Source organism: Streptomyces sp. NPDC000404 (genome assembly GCF_040300365.1).
GTDB classification, from domain to species: Bacteria; Actinomycetota; Actinomycetes; order Streptomycetales; family Streptomycetaceae; genus Streptomyces; species Streptomyces ramulosus.
In genome coordinates this window covers 485,931-501,801 of record NZ_JBEPDN010000003.1, presented here as the reverse complement: position 1 = coordinate 501,801, position 15,871 = coordinate 485,931, and the positions used below count along the sequence as shown (strand labels likewise).

15 protein-coding genes are annotated in these 15,871 nt (G+C 73.8%); 6 read left to right on the top strand and 9 right to left on the bottom strand.

Features of this window, described 5'->3' with window-relative positions:
• Positions 1–159: 159 nt before the first annotated feature.
• Positions 160–1,689: a peptide MFS transporter gene (locus tag ABT345_RS08140; protein WP_345090676.1), complete on the top strand. Its 1,530-nt coding sequence runs from the start codon at positions 160–162 to the stop codon at positions 1,687–1,689.
• Positions 1,690–1,800: 111 nt separating this feature from the next.
• On the opposite strand, the gene ABT345_RS08135 is transcribed toward ABT345_RS08140, so the two are convergent.
• The 6 genes from ABT345_RS08135 to ABT345_RS08110 form a co-directional block, all read right to left on the bottom strand.
• On the bottom strand, positions 1,801–3,231 hold the full coding sequence (locus ABT345_RS08135; RefSeq protein ID WP_345090673.1) for a hypothetical protein: 1,431 nt from the start codon (positions 3,229–3,231) through the stop codon (positions 1,801–1,803).
• Between the two features lie 20 nt (positions 3,232–3,251).
• Positions 3,252–4,355, bottom strand: coding sequence for a hypothetical protein (locus tag ABT345_RS08130; protein WP_345090670.1), 1,104 nt, complete (start codon positions 4,353–4,355; stop codon positions 3,252–3,254).
• Positions 4,352–5,275 (bottom strand): COG1470 family protein, encoded by a 924-nt coding sequence (locus ABT345_RS08125; RefSeq protein WP_345090667.1) that lies wholly within the window; start codon positions 5,273–5,275, stop codon positions 4,352–4,354. The genes ABT345_RS08130 and ABT345_RS08125 overlap by 4 nt, the downstream gene beginning before the upstream one ends.
• Positions 5,276–5,347: 72 nt before the next feature.
• The gene (locus ABT345_RS08120; protein ID WP_345090664.1) at positions 5,348–6,061 is read right to left on the bottom strand and encodes an LPXTG cell wall anchor domain-containing protein; all 714 of its coding nucleotides are present in this window, start codon (positions 6,059–6,061) and stop codon (positions 5,348–5,350) included.
• Positions 6,062–6,325: 264 nt separating this feature from the next.
• Positions 6,326–6,826, bottom strand: coding sequence for an ATP-binding protein (locus ABT345_RS08115; RefSeq protein ID WP_345090661.1), 501 nt, complete (start codon positions 6,824–6,826; stop codon positions 6,326–6,328).
• A gap of 169 nt (positions 6,827–6,995) precedes the next feature.
• The gene (locus tag ABT345_RS08110; RefSeq protein ID WP_345090658.1) at positions 6,996–7,370 is read right to left on the bottom strand and encodes an STAS domain-containing protein; all 375 of its coding nucleotides are present in this window, start codon (positions 7,368–7,370) and stop codon (positions 6,996–6,998) included.
• Between the two features lie 260 nt (positions 7,371–7,630).
• On the opposite strand from ABT345_RS08110, the gene ABT345_RS08105 reads away from it, so the two are divergent.
• Entirely contained in the window at positions 7,631–8,569 is a 939-nt protein-coding gene (locus tag ABT345_RS08105; RefSeq protein ID WP_425584433.1) for an RNA polymerase sigma factor SigF, read from the top strand.
• A 120-nt stretch (positions 8,570–8,689) separates the two neighbouring features.
• Here the strand turns inward: ABT345_RS08105 and hutI are convergent, their stop codons facing one another.
• The 3 genes from hutI to ABT345_RS08090 are packed head-to-tail and all read right to left on the bottom strand — an operon-like array spanning position 8,690 to position 12,563.
• Positions 8,690–9,859 carry an imidazolonepropionase gene (hutI, locus tag ABT345_RS08100; RefSeq protein ID WP_345090652.1) on the bottom strand — a complete coding sequence of 390 codons (1,170 nt, stop codon included), beginning with the start codon at positions 9,857–9,859 and terminating at the stop codon, positions 8,690–8,692.
• A gap of 59 nt (positions 9,860–9,918) precedes the next feature.
• The gene (locus ABT345_RS08095) at positions 9,919–11,316 is read right to left on the bottom strand and encodes a formimidoylglutamate deiminase (RefSeq protein WP_345090649.1); all 1,398 of its coding nucleotides are present in this window, start codon (positions 11,314–11,316) and stop codon (positions 9,919–9,921) included.
• A complete protein-coding gene (locus tag ABT345_RS08090; protein ID WP_345090646.1) occupies positions 11,313–12,563 on the bottom strand; it encodes an allantoate amidohydrolase in 1,251 nt (416 codons plus the stop codon). Before ABT345_RS08090 ends, ABT345_RS08095 begins: the two co-directional genes overlap by 4 nt.
• Positions 12,564–12,827: 264 nt before the next feature.
• On the opposite strand from ABT345_RS08090, the gene ABT345_RS08085 reads away from it, so the two are divergent.
• The 4 genes from ABT345_RS08085 to ABT345_RS08070 all read left to right on the top strand — a co-directional run bounded on the left by ABT345_RS08085 (position 12,828) and on the right by ABT345_RS08070 (position 15,821).
• On the top strand, positions 12,828–13,349 hold the full coding sequence (locus ABT345_RS08085; protein ID WP_345090643.1) for a hypothetical protein: 522 nt from the start codon (positions 12,828–12,830) through the stop codon (positions 13,347–13,349).
• Between the two features lie 28 nt (positions 13,350–13,377).
• Positions 13,378–13,752, top strand: coding sequence for a transcriptional regulator (locus ABT345_RS08080; RefSeq protein ID WP_345090640.1), 375 nt, complete (start codon positions 13,378–13,380; stop codon positions 13,750–13,752).
• On the top strand, positions 13,749–14,693 hold the full coding sequence (locus ABT345_RS08075; RefSeq protein WP_345090637.1) for an ABC transporter ATP-binding protein: 945 nt from the start codon (positions 13,749–13,751) through the stop codon (positions 14,691–14,693). The genes ABT345_RS08080 and ABT345_RS08075 overlap by 4 nt, the downstream gene beginning before the upstream one ends.
• Before the next feature lie 234 nt (positions 14,694–14,927).
• Positions 14,928–15,821 (top strand): ABC transporter permease, encoded by an 894-nt coding sequence (locus ABT345_RS08070; protein ID WP_386460662.1) that lies wholly within the window; start codon positions 14,928–14,930, stop codon positions 15,819–15,821.
• Positions 15,822–15,871 lie beyond the last annotated feature (50 nt).

Below are 15,871 nucleotides of genomic sequence, written 5' to 3'. Positions count from 1 at the left end.
GGAAGGCGGTGTACGACCGTCCTGCCGACTCCGCATCCGGTGGCGTCGACCCCCTCGGACGTTGGGGTGCGCGGGCAGGTCTACGCCGGTGCCGGTCATCGACCCCCACCCGGGCGTGACGTTCGACCCTCGCGTCCCGAGCAGACCAAGGAAGCACCCATGGCGTCCAGCCTGACGAAGGACACCGCCGCGCAGGGGAACCCTGCATCCGGCGGTAAGACCTTCTTCGGCCACCCCCGCGGACTGGCCACTCTCTTCATGACCGAGATGTGGGAGCGTTTCAGCTTCTACGGCATGCGGGCCCTTCTCGTGCTGTACCTGATCTCCGGCGGCACGGATGCCAAGCCCGGGGCCCAGGGCGGCGGTCTCGCGATGACGATGGCCACGGCGTCGGCGATCTACGCGGTCTACCTCGCGATGGTCTACCTGCTGGCCATGCCCGGCGGCTGGTTCGCCGACCGCGTCTGGGGCCCGCGCAAGACGGTGATCATCGGCGGCTGCGTCGTGATCCTCGGTCACCTCACGCTGGCGGTGCCCGGTACGGCGATGTTCTTCGCCGGTATGGCGCTGGTCGCGCTCGGGTCCGGCCTGCTGAAGGCCAACATCTCGACGATGGTCGGCCACCTCTACGACGGTCCGCAGGACCCGCGCCGTGACGGTGGCTTCACGATCTTCTACATCGGCATCAACCTCGGTGGCTTCCTCGCCCCGCTGGTCGTCGGCACCATCGGCCAGAGCGTCAACTGGCACCTCGGCTTCGCGACCGCCGCGGTCGGTATGGGTCTGGGCCTGATCCAGTTCACCATCGGCACCCGTCACCTCTCGCCGATCAGCAGCACCGTGCCCACGCCGCTCTCCGTCCAGGAGCGCAACTCCTGGCTGCGCAAGGGCCTGATCTGGCTGGCCGTCGCCGCCGTCTTCTACGGCATCGTCATCGGCACCGGCACCTTCACCCTGAACTGGGCGCTCATCCCGATCGCGCTGCTCGGCCTGATCATCCCGATCTCGGTGCTGGCGCGGATCAAGCGCGACAAGGACCTGACCTCCGAGGAGCAGACGAAGGTCAGCGGCTACATCTGGTTCTTCGTCGCCGCCGCCGTCTTCTGGATGATCTTCGACCAGGCCGGCTCCACGCTGAGCGGCTTCGCCGAGAAGAACACCGCCGACTCCATCTTCGGTCTGCACTTCCCGTCGACGTGGTTCCAGTCCGTCAACCCGCTCTGGGTGATGGCGCTGGCCCCGATCTTCGCCTGGATGTGGCTGGCGCTGGCCAAGCGCCTCAAGGAGCCGAGCACCACGGTCAAGTTCGCCATAGCGATGGTGATGATCGGCATCTCGTACTTCGTCTTCATCGTCCCGATGGGGATGTCGTCCGACGGCACCAAGGTCAGCCCGATGTGGCTGCTCATGGTCTACATGATCCAGACCATGGGCGAGCTGTGCCTCTCCCCCGTCGGCCTGTCGGTCACCACCAAGCTGGCGCCGGAGAAGTACGCCAGCCAGATGCTGGGCGTCTGGTTCCTCGCCGTCACCGCGGGCGACTGCATCGTCAGCCTGCTCTCCACGGCCGGTGCCGACCTGAGCGGTGTGGGCGTCCTCGCCACGGAGGCGGCGCTGGCCGTCCTGGCGGGTGTCGCGATCTGGCTGAACCGCAAGAAGATCATGGCGCTGATGGGCGACGTCCGCTGACGCACCCCTGAGACGCACCGAGGGCCCGGCACACCACGTTCGGTGTGCCGGGCCCTCGTGCATGGCGCCGTCCGATGCCCGGTCATACGCGGCCGGGCCGCGCGGTGCCGGTCAGCGGCGGGCCCGGCGCCAAGGGGTGCCGAGCAGCAGCGCGCCGCCGATCAGCAGCACGGTGCCGGCGAAGAGGCCGAGGGCGCTCAGCCCGCCGTGGTCGCTCGCGCCGGTGTCGGCGAGACCGCCCGCGGCACCGCCCGTAGAGCCCGCGCCGCCCGTGGAGCCCGCGCCGCCCGCCGTGGACGTGCCGCCGGAGGCGCCGCCGGGCCGGGCCGCGGTGTCGAGGGTCAAGGAGGCGCCCGGGTCCTTCTCCGGGGTGCAGGTGGTGGTCGTCCCCAGCGCGTTGACGGTCAGGACGCCGGGGGTCAGCGTCGTGCGGCCGGTGGCGCCCGGGGTGTAGACGCCCTTGAGGTCGGGGATCTCGATGGGCTGCCCGGACTTGATGGGCGCGTCGTTGGCCGGGCCCTCGACCTTGACGGTGCCCTTGTCCGCGCCGCCCAGCGCGACCGCCATCGACGGCTTGACGGAGCCCTTGGGGATGTCCGCCGGGCTGTCCATCACGGACTTGGCGAACTTCACCGTCAAGTCGTAGCCGCCGCCCTTCGCCACCGCGTCGATCCGCACCGGCGAGGTGGCCTTCTTGTCCCCGATCGGCGTCTTGCAGGCGTACGGGACCTGCACCTGCTTCCCCTGGTGCGCGGTGCCGTCGGGCTCACCGCCGGAGCCGCCCGAGCCACCCGAGCCGCCGCCCGTGCCTCCGGAATCGGAGCCTCCGGAGGCGGCGCCGCCGTCCGTGCCGCCCGTGGACGCACCGCCCGCGGCCGTACCGCCGGACGACGTGCCGCCGGACGCCGCGCCACCCGAGCCGTCGGAACCACCGGAGGCGGCGCCGCCCGCGGCCGTCCCCCCGGAGTCGCCGCCCCCGGTCGTGCCGCCGCCGTCGTCGGTCACCTTGATCGTGACGGCCGGTTTCACCTGCTCCTTCGGGACGCACTTGGTGTCCGTGGAGATCGGCTTGTTGACGTTGATCGTGTACGCGCCGGGGGTCAGCGTCACCTCCCCCGGCTTCTCCAGCTTCAGCTTGCCGGTCATGTCGGACAGCACCATCGGGCTGTTCTTCGGGATCGGCGGATTGCTCCGCAACCCCTTCATCGCCAGCTCACCGGCCTGCGCCCCGGCCAGCTGCACCACGCCGGACGGCTGCACGGTGTCCTTGTCCAGGTCGAGGACGTCCGGGTTCTTCGAGGCGGCGGTGACCGTCTTCCACACCACCTCGATCTCCTCGCCGACCTTCGCGGTGGCCGGTGCGCTCAGCGCCACCGTCGTGGTGCCCTCGACCGGCGGCAGCCCCGAGATCGGTGGCGGGGTGCACTCCGTCCGGTACGCGGTGTCCGCCGCCTGCGCTGCCGGGGCCGTGGCCACCAGCCCCGCGCCCGCGAGCAGCAGCGCCGCCCCGGCGGCCACCCCCGCTCTCCTGCGCTGCCTCATCACGCTCCGCCGTTGCCTCATCACGATGGCCCTTCCGCTGTCGGTGGTGCGGTGGATGTGGTCGCGGACGGTGCGGTGTCCGGGGTGTACCAGGGCAGCGCGGCCGGGCGGTCCGCCGGTGCGGTCCTCCCGTCCGTGCCGCCACGACGAGCGTGCGGGCGGGCGCGCCACCGGCCCGGCGCCCGGGGCCCGGCGGCCGCGCGGGCGCCCGCGGCGGCGCGCGGCACCGGTGCGGCCCTGGGCCGTACGCGGTCCACGACGGCCATACCGGCGCGGAAGACGGCGGCGGGCACCACCAGGCAGAGCAGTACCCAAAACAGCGTCACGCCCCAGGGCCGGCCGACCCCCCATGCCTGCTCGACCAGCAGCTTTCCGCCGTACTTGGCGGAGACCTGGTAGTCGCCGTGGGCGCCGGCCGCCAGCTCCACGTCGAGTGCGACGCGGGCCTTCTTCCCGGCGGGCACGGTGCCGCGCCACTGCCGGTCCTCCCACTCGGGTGCGAACACGCCGTGCGCGGTGCCCACCGCGAAGACCGGGTCCTTGGCCGCGACCGCCCCGGTGTTGCCGACCGTGAAGGTCAGCCGGCGCCGCGGCGGGGCACCGAACCAGGTCAGCAGGTTGTCGCCGCCGGTCAGCTCGGGCCCGGAGAGCACGGCGAGGCGGGCGCCGCTCTCCTGCTTCGGCAGCGGGGCGACGGGGTGCCCGGCCACCGCGAACGGCACGTCGTCGGCGGCCGCCGGCCCGGTCACCGTCGCCACGTGCACCACGCAGGGACAGGGCTTGGGCGGCTCGGCCACCGGCAGCGCGGTGCTGAAGGCGCCGTGGCCGTCGGTGGTGACCGCGCGCCCGTCGCCGTTGGCGCAGGAGTTGGTGCCGCCGATCATGTTCTGGCCGCAGATCAGCAGGGTGAGCAGCGCCTTGGGCCGCCAGCCGCGCCCGGAGACGGCCACCGTCCCGCCGGTCCCGGCCTGGGCGGTGCCGACCTCGGCGGTGGGCGCTCCCGCGGCCGGTGCGGCGGCCGCGGCCGGCGGGTACGGCAGCAGCGCCGCGCCCAGGACGAGGACGGCGGCGGCCGCGCCACGCAGCCGGGCCCCTGCGGTGCGGCGCGCCGCGCCCCGGGTCACGGTCGGTCTCCCACGCGCGTCAACTCCCTTGAATTCGGGGCGAGTTCGGCTTGCGATGCAGTACGTCCGGCGCGCCGCCGCCGGCGCCACAGCGCACCGCCCGCGCCCGCGACGACGGCGAGCGCCCCCGCGCCGAGCGCGCCCCGGGAGAGAGGTGCGTATCCGGCGCGCGCGTAGGCGTGTGCGCCCCCGGCGGCGGTGACGGTGAGGGTCACGTCGAGGGCGTCCAGGGCGGGCGGATCGGACCAGGTCTCGGTGCGCCGGACGCGCTGTCCGGGGGCGAGCGCGAGCGGCAGCGCGCGGGCCGGGCGCCGCAACGCGCTCCCGAACACGCCGTCGGCGCGGACCGCGAGGCGGGGCCGGAGCACCGTGGTGCCGCGGTTGACCAGCGTGTAGCGGATCTCCGCGCCGCCGTCGCCCCGGGCCACGGCGACGTCCTCGACGGTCAGCGCGGCGAGCGCGGGCCCGGTCACCCGCAGATGGACGGGGACGGTCCGCCCGCCCCCGGGACCGTCGGCGCGCAGGACCGCGGTGCGCTCCCCGGGCGCGGCGTCCCGGGGCACCCGGACGGTGAACGGCACCGCCGCCCGGGTCCGCGCCGGGACGCGCACCCGCGCCGCGGCGGGCGCGAGCCAGGCGGAGGCGTCCGTACCGCCCCGCGCCGGGGCGCCGCGCAGCCGGACGGTGACGGGGTTCCCGGCCGGATTGGTCACCGCGAGCCGGTCGGCAAGGACGGTGCCGGGCGCGCCCTCCAGATAGAGGAACGGCCGGTCGCCGCCGGTCGGACGGCTCCCGGCGCCGGGCGCGGGCGCGACCGACCAGCCGGGCCGGGCGTCCGCCGCCGCGGCGCCCGGGGGCCAGCACGCCAGCGCGGCGGCCGTCGCGAGGGCCACGGACGCGCCGCGGGTACGGAACGGCATCGGCTGCTCCTGGTGCTCGGGCTCGTACGCGTACGGAAGGGGCGGTGCGGGTGCGCGCCCCGGGGCGCCGGGTCAGGCGGTGCGGCGGCGGCTGAGCCAGAGGGCGCCGGCCGCCCCGGCGAGCAGGACGGTGCCGCCGAACGTGCCGAGGGCGACGGCGGAGTCCGCGGGTCCGGTCTGCGGCAGCTGCCCGCCGGAGCCGGACGTGCCGCCGCCCGAGGCACCACCGGAGGAACCGCCGGACGCGCCGGAGCCGCCCTTGACGTCCAGGCTGAGCGACGGCTTGGGGTGGTTGTCGGGGGTGCAGGTGGTCGTGGTGCCGAGCGCCTTGATGGTCAGCTCGCCCGCGGTGAACGTCACCTTGCCGCTCGCCTTGGGCGTGTACGTACCGCTCAAGTCACTTATCTTGATAGGGGTGTTGGCCGGGACGGCCTGGTCGTTGGGCGGCCCCGACACCGGCACCGTCCCGCTGTCCGCGCCGCCCAGTTCGATGACGGCGGACGGTTTCATGGCGCCCTTGCCCAGCTCGACGGGGCTGGACGAGACGCCCTTCCGGAACGACATCACCAGCCGGTACCCGCCGCCGCTCGGGGTGGCCTTGATGTCGATGGGCGAGACGGCGCCCTTGTTGCCGATCGGGGTCTTGCACTGGTAGTTGACGTCGACGACCTCGGCGTGCGCGGCGGGCGCGGACAGCAGCACCGCCGCGCAGGTCAGCGCCGCGGCGACGGCGGGCCGGGCCGCGCGGCGGGGGCGGCGGATGTGCGATGCGTGGAAGCGGGCCACCTCTCGTTCCCTTCTCCCGGGTCCAGGGGCGCGGCGGGGCCCGTGCGGGCCGCGGGCCCGGCAGCCCCGTGCCGTCCCTGGGCGCCGCCCGTTTTACTGACGGCACATCAGATGGGTGGCTCAAGGTACGCCGGGGACCGCGAAGGGGGAAGGCACTGCGCGGGGCGGATCGGGGTGGAACGCACGGAGGGCGCGGACCCCGTGGCCCACGCCCTCGCCTCCCGGCCGCGCCGGGCTCCCGGGCGGCGCGCCGCCCGTCACCGCTCAGGACGGCGCGGCCAGTTCGGCCCAGACGGTCTTGCCGGGGCCGTCGGCGTTGCGGACGACGCCCCAGTCCAGGCAGAGCCGCTGCACGATGAACATGCCGTGCCCGCCGGGGCGGCCGGCGCGGTGCGGGGTGCGCGGGGCGGGCGAGCCGGCGCCGAGGTCGGCGACCTCCAGGCGCAGCACCTTGGCGCTGCAGCGCAGCCGCAGCTCCTCGGGACCCTCGGCGTGCAGGCAGGCGTTGGTGACCAGCTCGGAGACGACCAGCAGGACGTCCTCGGCGGCCGCGCGCTGATCGGCGGTGGCGGCCGGCAGCCAGCCCCAGTCCTGGAGGGCCTCACGGGCGAAGTCCCGGGCGCGGGCGACGGCTCCCCGGGTGCCGCTCAGGCGCAGCCTGCGGACCTGGCCGACCGGCGCGGCGGTCGGGGCGGCGGCGGAAGCACCGGCGCTGCCCGACTCCGGGCCGAGGTCGCCCGGCGGGTACGGCCGGGTGGTGCTCATCAGCGCTTCACCTCACCGATTCGCCTTTTCACGGAAAACGGATAACTGACAGATTCAACGGATTCAGATGTCTCCTGCCCGACCGGACCGTGAGAACACCCACTTCTTGGATACGGAAGATGTGACGCGGACTACGTGCCCGGAATGCCATCCTCCGGAGCATCCTCCGTCACCCCTCGGCGGCCAGCGCCGCGTCGAGTGAGTCGTGCACCGTGAAAACCGCCTCCGCGCCGGTGATCTCGAAGACGCGGGCCACCACGGGCTGCATCGCGACGAGATGGACCCCGCCCCCCGCGGCCTCCGCCTTGAGCCGCGCCCCGAGCAGGACGTTGAGTCCGGTGGAGTCCATGAATTCCAGGGGGCCGCAGTCGACCACGAGGCGGGCGTACCCCTCTTCCACGCACCCCTCCAGCGCGTCACGCAACAGATCGGCGGTGTGGTGGTCCAGCTCACCCGCCGCCGTCACGACCGCGCTGGCGCCGTGATGCCGGATCGCGACGTGAAGCCGGCCCCGGCTCGCACTGCCGACCGTCCCGCGGTCCATGCGCGCGCACCCCTCTTGCTGTCTCGACGTCGTTTGCCTATGACTGCGCTCATCGAACCCTACGCCTTCGCTTCACGCAGGGGTAGCTGAACAATCCGCATATAACACCAAATACGGGCATCGCACACTTGCCATCTTCCAGCAAAGCCAGGTAGGCGTAGATGCAGACACATTCGCCACGGCCGGCTTTGGAGGCGCCGCACACCGCAGCTTCACGTAGAGGCATCGGCAGCCATATGCCGAGAACGATGGAGGAGACCATGTCACCCCGGCTCGACGAAATGCGCACCGACGACACCCGGCAGCACACCTCGTCGACACCCCCGTCCGACCCGACCGGACAGATCCCTTCCCAGCCGGCCGCCGCCGAACCCGAATTGCCGGTGGTGCCCGAAGTCGACGGGCTGCCCGAGATCCCGCCGTTCGACGAGGTGGGTCCGGTCGACGCGAGGGCCCTGTCCAAAACCCTCTTCGAGCGGCTCGAATCCCTTGAAGAAGGCACCCACGAATTCGCCTACGTCCGTAACACCCTGGTCGAACTCAACCTCGCGCTGGTGAAGTTCGCGGCCTCCCGGTTCCGCTCCCGCAGCGAGCCGATGGAGGACATCGTCCAGGTCGGCACGATCGGTCTGATCAAGGCGATCGACCGGTTCGAACTGAGCCGCGGCGTCGAGTTCCCGACGTTCGCGATGCCGACGATCGTCGGCGAGATCAAGCGTTTCTTCCGCGACACCAGCTGGTCGGTGCGCGTGCCGCGGCGGCTGCAGGAGCTCCGCCTCGACCTCGCCAAGGCCGGTGACGAACTGGCCCAGAAGCTCGACCGTGCACCCACGGTCGGCGAGCTGGCCGAACGTCTCGGCATCACCCGGGACGAGGTCGTGGAGGGCATGGCGGCGAGCAACGCGTACACCGCGAGTTCGCTCGACGCCCAGCCCGAGGAGGACGACAGCGAAGGCGCGCTGGCGGACCGCATCGGCTACGAGGACCACGGACTCGAAGGCATCGAGTACGTCGAATCCCTCAAGCCGCTGATCGCCGAACTCCCGCCGCGCGACCGCAAGATCCTGTCGCTCCGCTTCGTCGCCAACATGACCCAGTCCGAGATCGGCGAGGAGCTGGGCATCTCCCAGATGCACGTCTCCCGGCTGCTCTCGCGCACCCTGGTGCGGTTGCGCAAGGGCCTGATGATCGACGAGTGACATCCCGCGGTCGCCACCGGTCCACCGGCCGGTGTCCGCCCGCGCGAAGGAGGGCCTGCCCCGGGCGACTCGGGGCGGGCCCTCCTTCGTGTGTGCGGCCCGTGGGGCCCGCGCCGGGGCTCAGGCCACCCGGACGCCCTTGCGCCAGACGCCCGAGACCAGCGGGACGCCGGGCCGGTAGGCGAGGTGGACGTGCGAGGGCGCGTCCAGCAGCGTGACGTCGGCGCGCGCGCCCGGGGTGATCCGGCCCACGTCGGTGCGGCGCAGCGCCTGCGCACCGCCCGCCGTCGCCGCCCACACCGCCTCGTCCGGCGTCATCCGCATGTCCCGGACGGCGAGGGCGATGCAGAACGGCATCGACGAGGTGAAGGACGAGCCGGGGTTGCAGTCCGTGGAGAGCGCGACGGTCGCCCCGGCGTCCAGCAGGCGGCGCGCGTCGGGCCAGGTGGCGCGGGTGGAGAACTCCGCGCCGGGCAGCAGCGTCGCGACGGTGGTGGAGTTGGCCAGCGCGTCGACGTCGGCGTCGGTGAGGTGGGTGCAGTGGTCGGCGGAGGCCGCGTCCAGCTCCACGCCGAGCTGCACGCCGGGCCCGTAGGACAGCTGGTTGGCGTGGATGCGGGGCAGCAGGCCGCGCTGCTTGCCGGCGGTGAGGATCGCGCGGGCCTGGTCGCCGTCGAAGGCGCCCTTCTCGCAGAAGACGTCGATCCACCGGGCGTGCGGGGCGCAGGCGTCCAGCATCGGGCCGGTGACGAGGTCGACGTAGCCGGCCGGGTCGTCGGCGTAGTCGGGCGAGACGATGTGCGCGCCCAGGTAGGTGACCTCGTCGGTGTGCTCCCCGGCGATGCGCAGCGCGCGGGCCTCGTCCTCGACGGTCAGGCCGTAGCCGGACTTGGTCTCGAAGGTGGTGGTGCCCTGACGCAGCGCCTCGGCCAGGTAGTGGGCGACGTTGGCGGAGAGCTGTTCGTCGGTGGCGGCGCGGGTGGCGGCGACGGTGGTGCGGATGCCGCCCGCCTCGTAGGGACGGCCGGACATCCGGGCGTTGAACTCCTCGGTGCGGTCGCCGCCGAAGACCAGGTGGGAGTGGGAGTCGACGAAGCCGGGCAGGGCGGAGCGGCCGCTCGCGTCGACGGCGTTGTCAGTGGCGGGTGCTTTGCTGGACGGACCGACCCAGGCGATGCGGTCGCCGTCGATGACGACGGCCGCGTCCTGGATCAGACCGAGGGGGCCTTCACCGAGGGAGGGGTCGTTGGTGACGAGCTGGGTGAGATGGGTCAGTGCGGTGGTGGTCATCGCGGTGGTGTTCTCCTTCGTCCGCTGGTTCGTCCGCTGGTTCGTCCGCTGGGGGCGCGTCAGTCGTTCGTGCGCACGGCGGCGATGGCCGCGGCGAGTTCGGCGGGCACGTCCGGCACCCGCGTGTGCACGCCGTCGCGGACGATCTGCCGGCCGCCGACGACGGTGTGCCGTACGTCGGCCGCCGTCGCGGCGAATACCGCGGTCTCCGCGCCGAGCCGGGGCAGCGGGCCCGCGGTCCGTACGGAGTCCAGCGCGATCGTGGTGAAGTCCGCGAGGGCGCCGGTGGTCAGGGCGCCGGCGTCGTCCCAGCCGAGGGCGGCATGCCCGTCGGCGGTGGCGGCGCGCAGCAGCGCGGCGGCGGTCCAGTGGCCGCGGGCGCGGGTGCGCAGCCGCTCGTTCAGCTCCATGGCGCGGGCCTCTTCGAGCAGGTCGATGACGGCGTGGCTGTCGCTGCCCAGGGAGAGCGGGCTGCCGCTGTGCTGGAGGCGGGCGGCGGGGCCGATGCCGTCGGCGAGGTCGCGTTCGGTGGTCGGGCACATGCACACCCCGGTACCGGAGTGGCCGAGCAGCCCGATGTCCTTGGGGGTGAGGTGGGTGGCGTGCACCGCGGTGGTGGTGCGGCCGAGGACGCCGTGGTCGGCGAGGAGGCGGGTGGGCGTGCAGCCGTGCGCCTCGTGGCAGGCGTCGTTCTCCGCGGTCTGCTCGGAGAGGTGGACGTGCAGCGGGGCGCTCCGCTCGCGGGCCCAGTCGGCGACGGTGCCCAGCTGGGCCGCGGGCACGGCGCGCACGGAGTGGATCGCCGCGCCGATGCGGGCGTGCTCGGCGCCCTTGAGCGCGGCGGCGCGCTCGGCCCAGGCGTCGGCGGTGCCGTCGGAGAAGCGCTGCTGGTGCGGGGCGGGCGGGGTGCCGAAGCCGGCGGAGAGATAGGCGGTGTCGAGGAGGGTGATGCGGATGCCGGCGTCGGCCGCGGCCGCGATCAGCGCCTCGCCCATGGCGTTGGGGTCGGCGTAGGCGCCGCCGCCGGGCCGGTGGTGGAGGTAGTGGAACTCGCCGACGCAGGTGATGCCGGCGAGCGCCATCTCGGCGTAGACGGCCCGCGCGAGGGCGTGGTAGCTGTCCGGGTCGAGGCGGGCGGCGGTGTCGTACATGACCTCGCGCCAGGTCCAGAAGGTGCCGGAGCCCACCTGCACGGTGGAGCGCAGCGCCCGGTGGAAGGCGTGCGAGTGGGCGTTGGCCAGGCCCGGCAGCGTCAGCCCGCGCAGGGCGGTGGCGCCTGGCGGCGGGGTGGCGGTGCCGGTGCGGACGGCCGTGATCCGCCCCTGCGCGGTCTCGACGGTCACCCCGGGCTCGACGTGCGTGTCGAGCCAGGCGTGTTCGAGCCAGTAGACGGTCGCGCCCTGTGGCGAGGGCGGTTCGGGCGCGGTGTCCTGCTCCGTCGTGTCCTGCGGCGTCATGCGCACGCGAGCCCCTCCAGTACGTCGGCGAGTGCGGTGACCCCGGCGACGCAGTCGTCCTCGGCCGCGGTTTCGGCGGGCGAGTGCGAGACGCCGGTCGGGTTGCGTACGAACAGCATGGCGGTCGGGACGGTCGCGGAGAGGATGCCGGCGTCGTGTCCGGCGCCGGTGCCGAGGACGGGCACGGGCCGTCCGTCGCCGGAGCGGGCGAGCAGGGTGCCCAGTTCGTCGCGGAGGGCGTGGCCGAATTCCACGACGGGGGTGAAGGATTCGCGGACGACGCGCAGGTCGACGCCGTCGCGGGCGGCGCTCTCCGCGGCGGCGCGTTCGATCTCCTTGACGACGGTGTCCAGGATGTCCTGGTCGGCGGCGCGGGAGTCGAGCCAGCCGCGGACGAGCGAGGGGATCGCGTTGACGCCGTTCGGCTCGACGGCGATCTTCCCGAAGGTGGCCAGGGCGCCCGCGGCGCGGGCGGCCTCGCGCGCGGCGAGGACGGTGCGGGCGTAGCTGAGCATGGGGTCGTGGCGGTCCTCCAGGCGGGTGGTGCCCGCGTGGTTGGCCTCGCCGTGGAAGTCGAACCGCCAGCGGCCGTGCGGCCAGATCGCGGAGGCGATGCCGACCGGGTCGCCGGTCAGGTCGAGGGCGCGGCCCTGCTCGATGTGCAGCTCCACGAACGCGCCGATCCGGTCCAGCCGGTCGCGGTCGGGGCCGATCGCGTCGGGGTCGTACCCGGCGCGCTCCATGGCCTGCGGCAGGGTGATGCCGTCGGCGTCGCGCAGCTCACGGGCGTCCTCGGGGGTGAGGGCCCCGGCGCTGAGCCGGGAGCCGACGCAGGCGAGCCCGAAGCGGGCGCCCTCCTCGTCGCCGAAGTTCACGAGGGCCAGCGGCGCGGTGAACTCCGCTCCCCGGCGGCGGAGTTCGTCGAGCGCGGCGAAGGAGGAGACGACGCCCAGCGGCCCGTCGAAGGCGCCGCCGTCCGGGACGGAGTCCAGGTGGGAGCCGGTGACGACGGCGGCGCCGGGGGCGACCTCGGTGTACGAGCGGACGCCGAGCCAGGCCCACTGGTTGCCGTTGCGGTCCACCTCGTACGCGAGGCCGCGGGACTCGGCCTGGGCGCGGAACCACGCGCGGCAGTCGGCGTCGGCGGCGGTCCAGGCGTGGCGGCGGTAGCCGCCGGAGGAGGCGTCGCGGCCGAGGGGCCGCAGCTCCCGCCACATGGTGTGGAACGACGCGGTCTGACCGGTCATGCGCGCGCTCCCGTCGTGGGATCGGCGGCGCCTTCACGCGGAACGGGACGAGGTCCTGGCACGGGTGCCTCCCGGCATCGATTGGATCGGGATATTCACATATTGGCTTCGCTGAATATGTCTAGTCAACAGGACGAAGAGGGCGACGCCTGCGCCGGCCGAACCGGGCACACGCGAAGATTCACCCCACTTTTTACTTGCCCAGCGGGAAAGCCGGTGTTAGCTTTCCTGGTGGGCAAGTAACGTCACGGGGAGGGACCGACCATGACCACACCGGTCGATGCGGAGCGCGCCTGGCAGGACCTGCAGCGCATCCGGGTGCCACAGGAGCGGGTCTACGACGAGGTGGAGCGCTGCGCCTCCGGCGATCCGGCCACCACCTACCTCTCGGCGGCCCTCATGTGGCTCTTCGTCGCCAGCTGGGGCCTCACGCTCCCGCGCTGGACCTTCCTGCTCATGACCGTGGCCTACGTCGCCCTGATCGGCGCCTTGGTCGCCCTGCGCGCCCGCCGCGCCCGGGTACGGCTGCACCGCTCGCGCCACACCTGGCGCTCGGGCGTCTCCGCCCTGCTCGGCGCCGTGACGACGCTCACCACCATCCTGCTCTCGGGCCATCTCGCCGAGACCCTGCGGCTGCCGCTGCCCACCGTCGTCCAGGCCACCGTCTCCGCCGGCGTCTTCGTGCTCTGCGCCGGCCCGATGAACCGCTGGACGCTGACCGCGCTGCGCGGCCGCGGCGACCGGCCCGCCCCGAGCGGCGCACCTGCCGCGCCGACCGCCCGATGATCCGCCCCCGTGGTGAGGAGTACGCCCGATGAGCGCCCCGACCGGCTTCGACGAACTGATCCATCCGGCGACCCGGCTGTCCGTGGTGGCCCTGCTCGCGGCCACCGAATGGGCCGACTTCCCGTTCATCCGTGACAGCCTCTCGCTCAGCGACTCGGCGCTCTCCAAGCAGCTCCACACCTTGGAGGAGGCCGGATATCTGGAGATCCGCAAGGAGGGCGGCGGCCGCCGGCGCCGCACCAAGGTCCGGCTCACCGGCCGGGGCAGGACCGCGTTCGAAGGCCATGTCGCGGCGCTCCGCGCCATCGTCGAGAACGCCCCGATCGCCACCCCGGCGGCCGCCGCACCCGCCGAGGACACCACCGCCCCGGCGCCCGCCGCCCCTGCCGAGGTGACCCGATGACGGCGCCCACGATGTCCGCGCGCCCCGGCGACGGCCCGGTGATCAGGGCGCACGACCTGCGGATGAGCTACGGCGAGCGGGAGGTGCTGCGCGGGGTGGATCTGGAGGTGCACCGCGGCGAGATCCTCGCCCTGCTCGGCCCGAACGGCGCGGGCAAGACCACCACCGTGGAGATCCTGGAGGGCTTCCGGCGGCGCTCGGCGGGCGAGGTCGAGGTGCTGGGCACGGATCCGGCCCACGGCGACGAGGCATGGCGCGCCCGGCTCGGCCTGGTCCTGCAGAGCTGGCGTGACCACGGGCGCTGGCGGGTCGGCGAACTCCTGACCCACTTCGCGCGCTACTACCGCGAGCCGCGCGACCCGGACGCCTTGCTGCGCCTCGTCGGCCTCACCGACCACGCCGGTCAGCAGGCGGCCCGGCTCTCGGGCGGACAGCGCCGGCGCCTCGATGTGGCACTCGGCATCATCGGCCGCCCCGAACTCCTCTTCCTGGACGAGCCGACCACCGGCTTCGACCCCGAGGCGCGCCGCGACTTCCACGTCCTGGTCGAACGGCTGGCCCGGGAGGAGGGGGTGACGGTCCTGCTCACCACGCACGACCTCGTGGAGGCCGAGCGGCTGGCCGACCGCATGGCGATGCTGGTCAAGGGCCGAATACGGGCCTGCGGCACGCCCCGGGAGCTGGCCCGGCGGGCGGCCGCGCAGGCAGAGGTCCGCTGGACGGCCCCGGACGGCACACCGCGCCGGGAGCGGACCGCCGACGCCTCCCGGCTGGTCTGGGAACTGCACCGGTCGGCCGGCGGCCCGATCCCCGATCTGGAGGTACGCCGTCCGACGCTGGAGGACACCTACCTCCACATGCTGCACGCACAGGACGGCGCGGCCGATCCGGCCGCGGACGGCCCGCAGGCGACCGCCGGCACCGCGGCACACCCGGCCTGACCATCCGGCCGCACACGGCACCGCACGGCCACCGCGCCACACCGCATCCACGCGAGCGATGCGAGCGATGCGAACGGCGCGAACGGCGCGAACGGCGCGAACGGCGCGAACGGCGCGAACGGCGCGAACGACGAGGAACATCACGGGGGCACGAGGGGGAATGAGGGGAATGACGTCATGACAGGTACGGGTACGGAGACGGCTTCGCGGGAGGCCTCCGGGCGGGCTCCGGGGGTGGAGCGAGGCCGGGGCGCCGGGGCGGCGGATGCCGGGGCGCGTGGGCGGAGCCTGCGGGCCGGGTGGGCGCGGGGCGTCATCGAGATACGGCATCTGCTGGGCAGCCGCAAGGAGATGACCGGGCAGCTGCTCAACATCGTGGTCGCGCTGGTGATCGCGGGGACGCTGAGCGGCACCGTTCCCGGCACCCGGATCCCGATGGGCCATCTCACCCTCGCCGGGTTCGCCGCCTATCTGCTCTTCCAGGTCGGGCTGATCAACCTCCCGCAGATGATGGTGACCGAGCGCGAGGAGGGCACGCTGCTGCGGCTGCGGGCCACGCCGGGCGGCATACCGGCCTATCTGCTGGCCAAGTCCCTGCTGATGGTCGCGATGGCCGTGGGCACCCTGGTGGTGCTGCTGGCGGCGGGCGCGCTGCTGGTGGACGGACCGCTGCCGCACGGAGTGGGCGGCTGGCTGACGCTGCTGTGGGTGACCACGCTGGGCCTGCTCGCCGTCATACCGCTGGGCGCCGCCATCGGCGCCGTGCTCCCCAACCCACGGGAGGCGCTGGCGCTGCTGATGCTGCCGGTGATGGCGCTGCTGGTGACGTCGGGGGCGATGTTCCCGCTGTCCGCGCTGCCCGAGGTGGTGCAGCGGGTGGCGTCCTGCTTCCCGCTGCGGTGGATGGCGCAGGGCATACGCTCGGCGCTGCTGCCGGACGCGGCACGGGCCGCGGAGCCCGCCGGTTCCTGGGATCTGCCGTGGGTCGCGCTGGTGCTGGCGGCGTGGACGGTCCTCGGGTTCCTGCTGGCCGTACCGCTGCTGCGGCGGGCCACCCGGCGGGAGTCCGGGTCGCGGCTGTCCGCGCGGCGGAAGAAGGCGGAGCTGAGCGGCGCCGGGGTGGCGTAACGGCTCGGTGACCGGTCCCCGGACACCTGTGGCGTCGCACGGCGGGGCGA

Bases quoted from the DNA above. Each gene is read 5' to 3' on its own strand.
- ABT345_RS08115 (WP_345090661.1), bottom strand. From the start codon at position 6,826: ATGAGCACCACCCGGCCGTACCCGCCGGGCGACCTCGGCCCGGAGTCG.
- ABT345_RS08135 (WP_345090673.1), bottom strand. From the start codon at position 3,231: ATGAGGCAGCGCAGGAGAGCGGGGGTGGCCGCCGGGGCGGCGCTGCTG.
- ABT345_RS08110 (WP_345090658.1), bottom strand. From the start codon at position 7,370: ATGGACCGCGGGACGGTCGGCAGTGCGAGCCGGGGCCGGCTTCACGTC.
- ABT345_RS08080 (WP_345090640.1), top strand. From the start codon at position 13,378: ATGAGCGCCCCGACCGGCTTCGACGAACTGATCCATCCGGCGACCCGG.
- ABT345_RS08140 (WP_345090676.1), top strand. From the start codon at position 160: ATGGCGTCCAGCCTGACGAAGGACACCGCCGCGCAGGGGAACCCTGCA.
- ABT345_RS08085 (WP_345090643.1), top strand. From the start codon at position 12,828: ATGACCACACCGGTCGATGCGGAGCGCGCCTGGCAGGACCTGCAGCGC.
- ABT345_RS08095 (WP_345090649.1), bottom strand. From the start codon at position 11,316: ATGACGCCGCAGGACACGACGGAGCAGGACACCGCGCCCGAACCGCCC.
- ABT345_RS08125 (WP_345090667.1), bottom strand. From the start codon at position 5,275: ATGCCGTTCCGTACCCGCGGCGCGTCCGTGGCCCTCGCGACGGCCGCC.
- ABT345_RS08075 (WP_345090637.1), top strand. From the start codon at position 13,749: ATGACGGCGCCCACGATGTCCGCGCGCCCCGGCGACGGCCCGGTGATC.
- hutI (WP_345090652.1), bottom strand. From the start codon at position 9,859: ATGACCACCACCGCACTGACCCATCTCACCCAGCTCGTCACCAACGAC.
- ABT345_RS08090 (WP_345090646.1), bottom strand. From the start codon at position 12,563: ATGACCGGTCAGACCGCGTCGTTCCACACCATGTGGCGGGAGCTGCGG.
- ABT345_RS08105 (WP_425584433.1), top strand. From the start codon at position 7,631: ATGTCACCCCGGCTCGACGAAATGCGCACCGACGACACCCGGCAGCAC.